The 13,087-nt window shown below is 58.1% G+C and carries 11 protein-coding genes and 1 tRNA gene; 2 read left to right on the top strand and 10 right to left on the bottom strand.

Going from position 1 to position 13,087, the window contains the following annotated elements:
* Positions 1–169: 169 nt before the first annotated feature.
* From MP439_03585 to argS, 10 genes are all read right to left on the bottom strand, one after another.
* Positions 170–850: an L-threonylcarbamoyladenylate synthase gene (locus tag MP439_03585; protein ID MCI2975142.1), complete on the bottom strand. Its 681-nt coding sequence runs from the start codon at positions 848–850 to the stop codon at positions 170–172.
* Positions 847–1,704: a peptide chain release factor N(5)-glutamine methyltransferase gene (gene prmC / locus MP439_03580; GenBank protein MCI2975141.1), complete on the bottom strand. Its 858-nt coding sequence runs from the start codon at positions 1,702–1,704 to the stop codon at positions 847–849. The genes MP439_03585 and prmC overlap by 4 nt, the downstream gene beginning before the upstream one ends.
* The gene (gene prfA / locus MP439_03575; protein MCI2975140.1) at positions 1,664–2,737 is read right to left on the bottom strand and encodes a peptide chain release factor 1; all 1,074 of its coding nucleotides are present in this window, start codon (positions 2,735–2,737) and stop codon (positions 1,664–1,666) included. Before prfA ends, prmC begins: the two co-directional genes overlap by 41 nt.
* The gene (locus tag MP439_03570; protein ID MCI2975139.1) at positions 2,730–3,704 is read right to left on the bottom strand and encodes a hypothetical protein; all 975 of its coding nucleotides are present in this window, start codon (positions 3,702–3,704) and stop codon (positions 2,730–2,732) included. The genes prfA and MP439_03570 overlap by 8 nt, the downstream gene beginning before the upstream one ends.
* A 45-nt stretch (positions 3,705–3,749) precedes the next feature.
* Complete coding sequence (gene rpmE, locus MP439_03565) at positions 3,750–3,974, bottom strand: 50S ribosomal protein L31 (protein ID MCI2975138.1); 225 nt, start codon at positions 3,972–3,974, stop codon at positions 3,750–3,752.
* Positions 3,975–4,454: 480 nt separating this feature from the next.
* Positions 4,455–6,296 (bottom strand): transcription termination factor Rho, encoded by a 1,842-nt coding sequence (gene rho, locus MP439_03560; protein MCI2975137.1) that lies wholly within the window; start codon positions 6,294–6,296, stop codon positions 4,455–4,457.
* A 73-nt stretch (positions 6,297–6,369) separates the two neighbouring features.
* Positions 6,370–7,419: a threonine synthase gene (gene thrC, locus MP439_03555; GenBank protein ID MCI2975136.1), complete on the bottom strand. Its 1,050-nt coding sequence runs from the start codon at positions 7,417–7,419 to the stop codon at positions 6,370–6,372.
* 11 nt (positions 7,420–7,430) lie between these two features.
* Positions 7,431–8,711, bottom strand: a complete 1,281-nt coding sequence (locus MP439_03550) for a homoserine dehydrogenase (protein ID MCI2975135.1) — start codon at positions 8,709–8,711, stop codon at positions 7,431–7,433.
* Positions 8,708–9,991, bottom strand: coding sequence for a diaminopimelate decarboxylase (lysA, locus tag MP439_03545; protein MCI2975134.1), 1,284 nt, complete (start codon positions 9,989–9,991; stop codon positions 8,708–8,710). Before lysA ends, MP439_03550 begins: the two co-directional genes overlap by 4 nt.
* A complete protein-coding gene (gene argS / locus MP439_03540; protein ID MCI2975133.1) occupies positions 9,992–11,614 on the bottom strand; it encodes an arginine--tRNA ligase in 1,623 nt (540 codons plus the stop codon).
* Positions 11,615–11,770: 156 nt separating this feature from the next.
* Here argS and MP439_03535 point away from each other — a divergent pair.
* Both MP439_03535 and MP439_03530 read left to right on the top strand, forming a co-directional pair.
* A tRNA-Arg gene (locus MP439_03535) sits at positions 11,771–11,842 on the top strand.
* A gap of 288 nt (positions 11,843–12,130) precedes the next feature.
* Positions 12,131–13,087, top strand: a complete 957-nt coding sequence (locus MP439_03530; GenBank protein ID MCI2975132.1) for an ATP-binding cassette domain-containing protein — start codon at positions 12,131–12,133, stop codon at positions 13,085–13,087.

Genomic DNA, 13,087 nt, shown 5'->3' with positions numbered 1-13,087 from the left:
GAACTCAACGGGGTGCCCCCTTTCGAACCGTGAACCCCACCCATCGCGAGGTCGATACAACCGAGTGTAGGGGCATCCTCATTGAAAGCTTGCGAGCTCGCCTCGCGACCCAGGATCTCTCATGCCAAATCCAACAAAACACGTCGTGGCCGTCGGTCGTCGCCAACCCTCATGACTGAGCATGGGTGCACTCCAGTTGGGGCAAGCAGTGACGAACCTCGGCGCAAGGTAGGGCCCCGTGGCGAAGGACCTGTGGAGGGTCGACACTCAGATCGATCACCGTGGAGGCGACAGCCCCCGACGCAGCACGATCCAGAGCCAGGGTCAGCCATGGATGCAGGTCGTTATCGTCTCCAAGCAAACCGGCAATCACCTCGGTTACCTCGCTGGGTGTTGGCTGTCCATGGAGATTCGCCGAGGATGCGGCGAGCGGAAGATCAAAGCACAGGGCCCGCAGCCATGCAGGCGCTGGAACACGCAGGGCTACGGTACCGATCCCAGGGTTGACGCTCTCGCCAAGGGAGCGATCGACATCGATAACCACCGACAATGGGCCTGGCCATAGCTGAGCAATCCTTGCAAATAGCGGCCGCCGATCCTCGTCTACCAAAGAAGTCGCCGTTTCGACGCTGTCAATCAGTACCGGCGGAGGCGTCGAACTTGCCCGCTGCTTGATCGTGGCGATCTGGGCCACTGACGCTGGATTCCGTGCATCGGCAAGCAGGCCGAAGACGGTATCCGTTGGGCTGATGACGCCATGGCCGTCCTGGAGCTCGGCGCGTGCCAACTCGATCGCTTGGGCATCATCACACTCACAACTCCGACCGGTCCGCAGATCGAAAACTCTCATGAATACCCCCGTTCGTGACGCCAACGTGCAATGACAAAGCGATCTCGACCCGCCAGGTCCTGGTGAACAACGACCTCACAGAAGCCGGCGTCTCTGGCAAGTCGGGAAACATCATTCGCCTGTGAGGCCCCGATCTCGAGGGCGAGAACGCCTCCGCTGGGTGAGAGATGATGACCGACATCGGTGAAGATGGCCTCGTAGCACTCAAGACCTGTTGGACCCGCCACCAGGGCTTGGCAGGGTTCGAATGCTCGCACCACCGATGGGAGGTGGACCCACTCAGCCTCGGTAACGTAGGGAGGATTTGAGCAAATGACATCGAAGCGTTCATCATCGGCGAGTGCCTCCCACCATGAGCCTCGCCGCAATTCGACGACCTGTTCAAGACCGAGTCTTACCAAATTCTCGCTCGCGAGTTCGAGCGCAGCCTCAGAGCAATCCGTCGCAACGACTACACCTGGCTCACACTCCGTCGCGATCGCAGCGGCGATGGCACCGGTGCCGGTGCCAAGCTCTAGGACTCGCGACTCGCGCTGATGTCTTAACTCGGTCGCGATCAAGTCAACAAGCAACTCAGTCTCGGGTCGCGGGATGAGCCCCCTCGGGTCTACCCGCAGCTCCAACCACCGAAACTGCCACGTGCCCAGGACGTATTGCAACGGCTCGCCCTGGGCGAGCCTCCGGCGATAGTCGGCGAGCATCGCGCTCCTTCGCTCTGCGTCGTCGATACCTTGTTGGTCGAGCGCTTGTTGAAGCCATCGATCGAGGATCTTCGGATTCACCGATCCAGCCTCTGGGGCGAGTCTTCCCGTCTCAGCGATCATCTTGATCGAGGAGCTGCCTGGCGCGCTCATCTTGGATCAGTGCATCGGATATCTCAACGAGATCACCCATCAGAATCTGGTCAAGTCGATAGAGCGTCAGCTTGATTCTGTGGTCGGTGACTCGATTTTCCTTGAAGTTATAGGTGCGAATCTTCTCGGATCGACCACCGCCACCGACTTGGGACTTGCGTGTTCGCGAGAGCTCCTCATTTACTCGGTCCTGCTCAGCCTTCAAAAGGCGCGCCCGCAACACTTGGAGGGCCTTCGCCCGGTTCTGGATCTGGCTCTTTTCATCCTGCATGGCCACAACGATCCCTGTTGGGATGTGGGTAATTCTTACCGCCGAATCGGTGGTATTGACCGATTGCCCACCAGGACCCGTCGATCGATAGACATCGATACGAAGATCGTTGGGATCTATCTGGACCTCAACCTCGTCAGCCTCGGGCAGGACGGTGACGGTCGCAGACGAGGTATGGACGCGCCCCTGGGTCTCGGTTACGGGGACACGTTGGACCCGATGTGGCCCGGCCTCATGCTTGAGACGCCGCCAGGCATCGTCTCCTTTGACGAGCAGCGACGCGAAATTATAGCCACCAAGATCAGAAGGATCCGCGGCCAGCATCTCGACGCGCCAGCCCATCCGGTCGCCATAACGCTGATACATCTCGGTTAAATCCTTGGCAAAAAGATTGGCCTCTTCCCCCCCCTCTGCACCTCGAATCTCGAGGATGACGTTACGACCGTCATTGGGATCCTGAGGCAGGAGGAGCACCTCTAGCTCCTCAGATTTTGTGGCCAACGACGCTTCGAAGCCGGCAATCTCATTCGCCCATGCGGTTCGTTCCTCAGGCGACGAAGCCTGGAAGAGTTCCGTCGCTACCGCAAGGTCTCCGCGCAGCTCCTCAATCTCGCGTAACGTCGCGACAATCTCCTCCAACACCTTGTGTCGGCGAGCCACCTCACGAGCGCGATGTTGATCCTGGAACAACTTCGGATCCGACATCTCCTCAACACTTCGCTGGTACTCTAGTTCAAATTTTGCCAGACGCTCATCAGCCACCGGTTAGCTCCTTGACCTCGATCGAATACGGCATACCAACCAGCCTAGCCAGCTCATGAAAGACCGTCATTGGCTCCTGGTCCAGCAGGTAGACAACACCATTCGACTCCCCAACGAGTGGGGCGAAGGCCGCCATCTCGACAATCAACCAAAGATCAAGAGCGCTACCAAAGCCGATCAAGCGATCCTGTTCAGATGCGTAGGCTCGAGCACGACCCTCGCCAACCTCGCCAAACTCCAGCGACCCCAACGCTCGTCCTTCACCTTGAAGCAGCGACCGCAAAAGCCTACCTACCGCGACCCTTGAAAAATCATACCGGCCACTGCGGCTTGTACGCGAAGCAACGAGTGTTTGGAGAACTTGGCGTGCGAATAGGTGGAGCTCGCGTCGCGTCATCGCCGACTCACGGGCCATCGCCTGATCACGACGGTCGATCCCTACCGTCAGCGTATCGCCGACCATACCCACCACCGGAATGCCGAGATATTCGCTAAAGACCGAACCTCGATAGAACGCATAGTCAGGCACACAGATCCCGTCATAGACCTCAGCCACCACCGCTTGGAGCTCGGATGGAACCGGCCCAGGAGTCAAAGCCTCACTCCGGCTCGATGCGGCGAATAGGCGTAGCCCCTGAGGCTGAAGCTGCCAGATCTCGATTGTTGGGCTTGCGTGGGCAAAGACCACGTTGAGCTCGGGGACTTGGATGAGAACGTTCGCCTGCCCCAGGCCTAAACGCATCGGCCAAACAACCGTCAACGGATTGGCGTGATCGATTCTACGCAGCGCGATAACCTGGCCGAGGATCTCGGTCATGGGGCCGTGTTGGTCCCCGATGACCGGGTTCGGCCAGGTGAACAACCCGCGAGCCCCACGAGCAACCCTCCAGGTATCACGAGGGGAGGCCAGGATCTCAAGTGGGCCAACCTCGCGTTCGAGAACACCTGCTATCGATGAATCATCCACCGACAATGCCCAGAGGGATCGTGAGTGCGAACTCAGCAGGACCTGCTATTGTTCCTGTGCTCGGCTCTTCGAACGATCGCCGTACCGACGCTGGAAGCGCTCAACACGGCCACCAGTATCGACAAGCTTCTGTCGACCGGTGTAAAACGGATGGCACTCGTTACACAACTCGATGTGGAGATCCGATTTCGTAGAACGGGTCACAAAGGTGTTCCCGCACGAGCAGTGCACGGTAGCCATTACGTAATCTGGATGGATGTCGCTCTTCATACTGTATCTTGTCCTTCTTCCTTCTCCTACAACACACTGAACCTGACGACTCAGCTCAACTGCCCACAACAGCCCGGTTGGCTGCCATCAAGGGCCGTGACCCATACCTCATCGAAGGGCGAATCCGCCACGACACCCTCTAACGACCCGCTGCGTTGTGCCACGAACCGGTCTCCGAAAGCCAACTGACGGCCACCAAGGAATCGGTTGACGCAAGATCTTCACCAAGGGCCTGCACCACAATCCGCGCCGACACCAAAGGGACAGCACCCACGGCTCAACCCACGTGCATCAAGTATAGCTGCATGCACAGCACATCGATGACTCAATGTCTCTAGCCTACGGCCGCGCATCTTCAAGTGGCGCGACCACCGCACGCATGATATAAGCCACTGTCTGGCGGACGGGGTCAATCTCTTGTAGGCCGACCCAGGCGTAGCCGTCTCGGCGCTGCGACGAATCGGGTCGAGGCGAGGCGACCTACATCCCAGAACTTCGCGCGATTTCTGCCAGAAACTCTCCGTTTGAGCGAGTGGAGCGCACTTTGTCGAGCAGTAGTTCAAGCCCAGCAGCAGCGGTACCGTCTTGCGTAATAGCGTTAAGCACCCTTCGAAGCTTCCAAATCTGATTGAGATGGTCTCGGGAGAAGAGCAACTCTTCATGGCGTGTCGAGGAGCCATTCACATCGACGGCCGGGTAGAGGCGACGCTCCGACAAGCGACGATCGAGCTTGAGCTCCATATTACCGGTGCCCTTGACCTCTTCAAAGATCACCTCGTCCATCTTGGATCCATTCTCAACCAAGGCGGTCGCCAAGATCGTAAGGGATCCCCCCTCTTCGATGTTGCGAGCGGCCCCGAAGAACTTCTTGGGAGGGTAGAGTGCCCCGGAGTCGATACCGCCGGACATGATCCTTCCGCTCGCTGGTTGCGCAAGGTTATAGGCTCGCGCAAGACGCGTGATGCCATCAAGGATGACGACGACATCAAGGCCGAGTTCAACCATCCTCTTTGCGCGCTCGATGGTCAGCTCCGCCACCTGCGTATGCTCCTCAGCCGGCCGATCAAACGTCGATGCGATGACCTCCCCTTTGACCGATCGGCGAAAATCCGTCACCTCTTCAGGTCGCTCATCCACTAAGAGCACGATCAGCGCGACGTCTGGATTATTACGCTCAATGGCATTGGCAATCTCTTTCATGATCGTCGTCTTTCCAGCCTTCGGCGGGGAGACGATGAGTCCGCGTTGTCCCTTCCCAATGGGAGCGATCAAATCGATAATACGTGGCGTAATGTTGGTCGGATCAGCACTGGTTTCTAGGGTGAGACGTTCATTCGGGAAAAGCGGGGTCAGATCTTCGAACCTCCGTCGCCCCTTGGCCGCCTCTGGATCAAGCCCGGACACGGTATCGACGCGGGCAAGCGCTGGATACTTCTCGGTCGAGCTGGCTGGCCGGGCGGCACCGACCACGATATCGCCGCGTCGCAGACTCATCCGTCTGGCAATCGCCGCCGGAACATAGACATCTTCCTTCGAAGAAAGATATCCCTTCGTGCGAAGAAAACCATATCCGTCGTCACGCAGATCGAGAACACCCTCGACGGTCGTGAGTTCGACCGATGGCTGATTATCAGATCCTTCTGGTCGATCAACCCTGTCTTTACCTCGTCGATTCCGTCTGGATCGCCGAGACCCATTATCTTCACCCCTGGCAAGCACCGCGGACTGCGATTCTTCAGCTTGGGATCCATTGGAACGTTCCCCCGGGTTGACCGTAATCGGCGGAATCAACGTCGCGAGACCGCCACGACCATCATTTCGGCGCGTGTCCGACGACCCCGCCTTTGCATGACCCTCGCTGGACTCGGGTCCAGTCGTGGGATCCGATGAACCTGTGGAGCGACGCGAATGCGTCTGGGCGCCATTCTCGTTCATCGAACGCTCTCCAACGCCTGCCTCAGACGAACTTCCACTTAAGCGCTGATGGTCATCAACCAAGGTCCCATTCGATCGCGCGAATGATAGTTGGGCTGTCGCTGAGCGCTCCTCCCCTCGTCGCAGGGAAGTCTGTTCAGCAGAGCCCACGCCCCCTGTGTTGTTACTCGGTGTGTCATTGCTCGGCTCGCCACTCGTGCGTGGGCTGTTGCTTTGTGGGCCACTATCCGGTGTGTGATCACCGTGGGGCACCGCACCCTTGGCCTCGATCATCGCCACCAAGTCGGCCTTACGCAACCGGGCCGACACCTTGAGATCGAGCTGACGCGCCAGTCCCATCAGTGTCTCTTTATCCAGCGCTTCGAGCGTACCAGACGATGCATCCATAAGTTTTTCCCTTCTTTGCCAAGAACCTTGGCGGATTCAGCAACAGAGATTCGTTGGGGGTTGATCTCGATCGTTACAGACCAATAGCCTCTGCCACTTCTTTCATTGACGTGTCCACTACCTTAGGAACCTGCACCTGGGACACCGCAGTATCTGGATCCTTCAGACCGTTCCCAGTCAACACACACACGACCGATGATCCAGGAACAACCGGGGTTTTGAGAAGTCCAGCCACCGAGGCTGCTGAGGCTGGTTCACAGAATACTGCCTCGTCTCTGGCTAAAAGTATATAGGCCCGCAAGATCTCTTCGTCGGTTACCGCCATAATTGCCCCACCTGACTCATCGCGCGCGCGCAACGCGAGTTTCCAGCTGGCTGGGTTACCAATCCGGATTGCCGTCGCTATCGTCTCCGGCTCAGCAACGATCGCATCGTTGACAATCGGAGCCGCTCCCGCGGCTTGAACGCCGAACATCCTAGGCAATCGCTCGATCACCTGAGCCTCGTGATATTGCTGATAGCCCATCCAGTACGCGCTGATATTTCCAGCATTACCAACGGGGATGAATTGGGCATCCGGCGCATATCCGAGCTCATCAACAATCTCAAAGGCGCCGGTTTTTTGCCCTTGCAGTCGATAGGGGTTGATCGAGTTCACGACCGTCAATGGATGAGACTGGGCCAACTCGCGAACCAGACGAAGTCCTTCATCAAAGTTGCCGTTGATCTGAATCACCTGCGCCCCATACACCAGCGCCTGCGCAAGTTTTCCGAGCGCGATGTGGCCCGAAGGAATCAGCACAACTGCCTTGATCCCAGCCGCCGCCGCATACGCTGCCGCACTTGCCGAAGTATTCCCCGTCGATGCACAGATGATGGTCGTGCTCCCCTCGTCGAGGGCTTTGGAGACCGCCATCGTCATGCCACGATCCTTGAACGATCCCGTGGGGTTGAAGCCCTCAAGTTTGAGATAGACGTTGGCTCCTACTCGCTCTGACAGCCTGGGGGCAAATCTAAGCGGCGTACCCCCTTCACCGAGGCTTACAACGTGAACCGACTCGTCAATCTCAAGCCATGATCGATAGCGATCAATCACCCCTGGCCATGGATCCTTCTTCATCAATTGTCTCCTCGTTACTCTAAGACTCGCAAGACGCTGTGCAATCGCTTGATGACTGAAAGGTCGGTGAGTTGGGCCATGGTTGCACGAATCGACGAAAGACGGGTCCGATGCGTTAGGAAAACCAAATGAGCGAGCTCGCCGTCGAGTTCGTCTTGCTCCATGCGGGCTATCGAGACATCATTGTGCCCAAAAACCTCGCTCACCTGCGATAACACTCCAGGCGCATCGATCACATCGACCGAGAGCACAAACACCCCGTCGATGGCGACGTCCTCGACGAAGCGCGTGCCTTCTACGATTCGCATCGGAGCACGGGTCGCATTCCGCAGATTTTTGACAGCGTCGATCACATCTGCCAGCACCGCCGAGGCGGTCGGCCGCCCACCAGCACCTGGGCCAGAAAACATCAACTGGCCAACGGCTGAACCCTCCACGAAAACCGCATTGAAGGAGCCGCGCACACTTGCGAGCGGATGGGTGGACATCACAATGGCCGGGAACACCTCGACCTGCACCGGAGCGTCCGGGCGATCAAGGCTCCGCTCCGCCTGGGCCAGGAGCTTTATCACGCCTCCGCTCCGTCGTGCAAAGTCAAAATCCGCCGGCGTCACCCCCCAGATGCCATCAACCCGAACATCTGCCGCGCTGACGTAGCTGCCAAAGGCGATACTTGCAATGATTGCAAGTTTTGAGGCGGCATCACGACCCGAGAGATCGCCGTTCGGGTCAGCCTCTGCATACCCCAATCGTTGCGCATCCGCGAGGGCTGTCTCGAGCGAGATATGCTCCTCCTGCATCTGTGTAAGGATGTAGTTCGTCGTGCCATTGACGATGCCCACGATGCGCGAGAGGCGTTCACCAAAGAGCGAAACCCGCAACGCGCGAATGAGCGGAATGCCCCCAGCCACCGCTGCCTCGAAGAAAATATCCCGATTCACGGCAGCAGCCGCCAACTCGAGCTCGGGAAAGTGCATGCTGAGAATCTCTTTGTTTGCGGTCACCACTGACTTACGACCAGCCAGCGTCGCCTTAATAGCTCCGAGGGCAAACTCCCCCGGCCCAAGGAGCTCTACAACCAGTTCGATCTCCGGGTCGTCGATCACTTCAGCGAGCTGCGTCGTGAACAGATGACTTGGAACGTCAACTGATCGTGGCTTATCGGGATCGCGAATCAGAATGTGACCGATCTCGAGTGGTTCTCCTAGCAGCTGGGCGAGACGCTCACCATCATCGTCAAGCAGCTGGACAAGCGCACTCCCCACCGTTCCACATCCCAAGAGGCCGATCTTCATGCGCCCTCCTCGAGACGGAAGAGGTCATCAAGCGTCTCACGACGTACGATAACGTGGGCATTGCCATCACGGACGAGAACCACAGCTGGGCGCAGCAGCCGATTGTAGTTCGATCCCATGGCATAACCGTAGGCACCGGTGACCGGTGTCATCACCAACTCACCCACCTGCAGATCTGCCGGCAACCGTGCCTCCCGCACAAGGACATCGCCGGATTCACAATGCTTGCCAACGAGGGCGACGGTGGTCTCATGGGGCGCAAAGAGGCGCGTCGGAGCAAACGCCTCATACCCACTGCCATAGAGGACCGGTCTCGGGTTATCGCTCATCCCACCATCTACGGCAACATAGGTCCGAACCCCAGGGATCTCCTTGATGACGCCAACGGTGTAGACGGTCACTGCACCGGTAGCAACGATGGCACGACCCGGCTCGACGAAGATATGGTCTTCACGCATTCCATGCGCACTGAGGGCCTCGCGCAGCCATGCTGTCCATGTCCCGATGGACGGGACATGTTCGTCACGCAGATATCCAACCCCGAAGCCTCCACCGACACAAAGCTCATCAAGGCCGGCCTCACGGGTCAGCTTAGCCATGATGGCTACTGCTTCACGAAACGATTCGAGGGCGAAAACTTGTGAGCCAATGTGACAGTGAAGCCCAACAAGCGAGAGGTGCGAGCTGGCGGCGATCCTGGCAATCGCCCGATTGGCATCACCGTTGGCAAGGTTGAAGCCGAACTTTGAATCCTGTTGCCCGGTACGGACGTAAGCATGGGTGTGAGCCTCGACACCAGGCGTCACTCGGAGCCAGATCCGAGTATCTTCCCCGCCGCCGAGGCGGTCGAGTCGGTCGATCTCGTCAAATGAGTCGACAACAATCCTCCCCACCCGCACCTCAAGTGCAACGCGCAACTCTTCGATTGATTTATTGTTGCCATGCAAAACGATCTTCGCCGGCGTGACTCCCCCGCGTAAACCCGCCTGCAGTTCGCCAAGGGATGCGGCGTCCCAGAGCAAACCTTCTTCCGCGACGAGCCTCGCCATCGCGACCGCAGGGAAAGCTTTGGATGCATAGATCACCTGTCCTCGTCCAAAACCCTGCACCGCCTCTTGCATTCGAGCCCGAAGATGGACTTCGTCGTAGACGAAAACTGGACTACCAAAGCGCCCAACGATCTCCGAGATCTTGACACCACCGATGATGAGCTCACCCGCTGGATCGACTCTGGACGTACACGGCGCCAGATGCAACGGCAACACCCCTAAGTCGGCCACTCACATCTCCTCAAGAGGCGTGACTCCAACGAGGTGCAACGCTGTAGCGAGCGCCACCTGAGTTGCACGTGCCAGCGTCAGCCTGGCCGTCCGTTCGACCGCCGGAGCGTTCAATACAGGGCAATCGTGATAGAAACCATGAAAGTCAGATGCCGCGCTCATTAGCCAACCGACCACCTTGTGTGGTGCACGCTCGGAAGCGGCGCGCGCAATCACGGGACCCAGCCGTAGAAGATTCTTCATCAGCGCGATCTCTCGCGGGTGTATGCACGTCGCAAGCGACTCAACGGGTGCTGATTCCAGAGGAACGCCCTGCTGAACAGCGTTGCGCAGCAATGCAGAGATTCGCGCGTGCGCATACTGGATATAAAACACCGGATTTTCCATTGATTGCGCCTTTGCCTGCGCGAGATCGATCTGGGACGCACGATCGATGGAACTCGAGAGGATCAAAAGGCGCGTGGCGTCTCGCCCCAGTTCGCCAATGAGCCAGTCGAGTGGAATGGCCGTTCCAGCCCTCTTTGAGAACTTGACCGCCTGGCCTTGCTCAAGGAGGGATACCATCTGTCCAAGCTTGATCTCAAGGCGTCCCTCATCGATCCCCAATGCACGAATAGCCGCCATCATCGACGCCACCTGACCGTGATGATCAGCACCGAGGACGTCAATAACCTGGGAAAACCCCCGAACCACAAGCTTGTTGTAGTGATAGGCAATATCGCCAGCCAAGTAGGTGAAGTCGCCATTCGATTTGCGCATGACCCGGTCGCGGTTATCACCATAACGCTCAGACGCAAACCAAAGCGCACCGTCACTTTCGTAGATGGCACCGTTCGACTGGAGCCGCTCAACCACTTCGGCGACGGCGCCAGACTCCTCGATGGAGGCCTGCGAGAACCAGCTATCCATCTCAATCCCGAGCTCGGCAAGGGTGGTGCGAATCAACTCCAAAATGATAGGCACCGCCCAGTTGCCGGCCTCGACAACATCATCTGCACCTTGGTATTGCGCCGCAAGCTCCGATATGTAGGCTCCCTGATAACCACCTTCGGGCACCTCGGTACCCGCTCGCACGGCAAGTATCGAAGCACCGAGCTGGCGTATTTGGCCACCCGTGTCGTTGACGTAGTACTCCCTCGTGACGCGATAGTTCACGAACGCTAAAATCCGACTCAAGGCGTCCCCGTACGTTGCCAACCAGCCATTGCCGACATGAAGTGGTCCAGTCGGGTTGGCCGAGACAAACTCGACCTGCAGCGTCGATCCATGGCCAAGGTCTGATCGCAAGTATTGGTCTGGGTCATCGAGCAGCGCAAGGACTTCACCAGCCAAGGCACCAGGTGCGATCCAGATGTTCAAGAAACCCGGACCGGCAACCTCGACGCGGTCGATCATCACATGCTTGTGCAAATGCAAAGAGAGCTGCTCTGCCACGTCACGCGGGCGTTGACTCAGCGCCTTGGCCAAAACCAACGCCGCATTTGAGGCATAATCGCCATGCTCGGCCACCGAGGGCTCATCGACGCCTACGGCCTCCGCCAAGGATGGGTCGAGGCGCAACTCCTCGAACAGTTCTGTTGCAGTGGAGGTCACCAACGCTAAAAGCCGGTCTGCGATCGCCACTGCACACTCCTTTGGTTCAGTTGTTGTCCAATTATCAGAATAGGGATCCCGAAGGACGAAGAGCTTGCCAGAAAGCATATCAGCGCCATCGGCACCCGCCCCGCACTGGGCACCTTCTTCTCGTCAGGAGCACTAGACTCCCTTTCACTCCCGTGAGCCCCCGTAGCTCAGGGGATAGAGCACCGGCCTCCGGAGCCGGGTGCGTAGGTTCGAATCCTACCGGGGGCGCTTCCTGCAACAAGCAAGCTATCGCTCATGCCGACCACTTCTTCCGTGACGCCACTCTTACCCAACGGTGGTGCACCGTCAACAATCAAGTGCTCTGACGCACCACTAATGGATTTCGAGTCTCCACAAGACCGACCAAGGGATTAATTTGGTCAAACCAGAACGTTATAGGAATAATCGTCTGCTCGGACAAGCTAGCGTGAGCTAGGTGAACGCTGGCGCGGTTTTGGCACGACCTTGTGCCGAAGCCAGAAGGTAAGGCCGCGATATTTTCTCATTGGAGGTGAGATGCCATCAGCCATCGAGGTACAGAACCTGCGCAAAACCTTCAAGGGGGGGGTGACGGCGCTTGACGATGTAAGTTTCTCGGTCGAGACGGGTACGGTGTTTGGTCTGCTAGGACCGAACGGAGCCGGGAAGACCACGATCGTGAGGATACTGACGACAATCCTCCCGCCCGACTCGGGACTGGCAACCATCATGGGCATTGACGTCACAAAGTCCCCGCAACGCGCACGTGAGCTTCTAGGTCTCGCGGGACAGGCTGCGGCCGTGGACGAGCGCCTCACCGGTGAAGAGAACCTCTTCATGATCGGGAGACTCAACCATCTGGCCAAGCGAGCTGCTCGCGAGCGCAGTGATGAGCTCCTCCATGACTTTGGCCTTGAATATGCTGCCAAACGGGTGTTGAGCACCTACTCCGGGGGCATGCGAAGACGGCTGGACCTCGCCGCCGCACTCGTAGCCCAGCCACCGGTACTGTTCCTCGACGAACCAACGACTGGGCTCGATCCCAAAAGCCGCAACGATCTGTGGGAGATCATTGAAAAACTCTTGGCGGACGGAACGACGGTACTTTTAACGACTCAGTATCTGGAGGAAGCAGATCGGCTTGCCTCACGAATAGCCGTCGTCGACCATGGCCGGGTTATCGCCAAAGGCACGCCAGACGAGCTCAAAGCCAGTTTTGGTGCCACGGTTTTGGAACTCTCGTTCGACGATGAGGAGCTCGCGATTCGAGCGCAAGCAGTGGTTACAACTTTGGCATCAGCGCCGATCCAACAGATGGAAAACCGCCTTGAGCTACCAGTTTCCGACGGTGCGGCCTCGACTGCCCTCGTGCTCGAACGACTTTTGAGTGAGAAGATCAATCCGACGAAGATTAACCTCCGCGAACCAAGTCTCGATGACGTTTTCTTGGCGCTGACCGATCAACCCACTACGACGGACCTAGAGGAGGGCTAG

This window comes from Ferrimicrobium sp. (assembly GCA_022690815.1).
GTDB lineage: Bacteria > Actinomycetota > Acidimicrobiia > Acidimicrobiales > Acidimicrobiaceae > Ferrimicrobium.
Note: the sequence above shows the minus strand (reverse complement) of the source record. Positions and strands in the feature narration are given on the sequence as shown.

Bases quoted from the DNA above. Each gene is read 5' to 3' on its own strand.
- MP439_03585 (MCI2975142.1), bottom strand. From the start codon at position 850: ATGAGAGTTTTCGATCTGCGGACCGGTCGGAGTTGTGAGTGTGATGAT.
- prmC (MCI2975141.1), bottom strand. From the start codon at position 1,704: ATGAGCGCGCCAGGCAGCTCCTCGATCAAGATGATCGCTGAGACGGGA.
- rpmE (MCI2975138.1), bottom strand. From the start codon at position 3,974: ATGAAGAGCGACATCCATCCAGATTACGTAATGGCTACCGTGCACTGC.
- rho (MCI2975137.1), bottom strand. From the start codon at position 6,296: ATGGATGCATCGTCTGGTACGCTCGAAGCGCTGGATAAAGAGACACTG.
- MP439_03550 (MCI2975135.1), bottom strand. From the start codon at position 8,711: ATGAAGATCGGCCTCTTGGGATGTGGAACGGTGGGGAGTGCGCTTGTC.
- MP439_03530 (MCI2975132.1), top strand. From the start codon at position 12,131: ATGCCATCAGCCATCGAGGTACAGAACCTGCGCAAAACCTTCAAGGGG.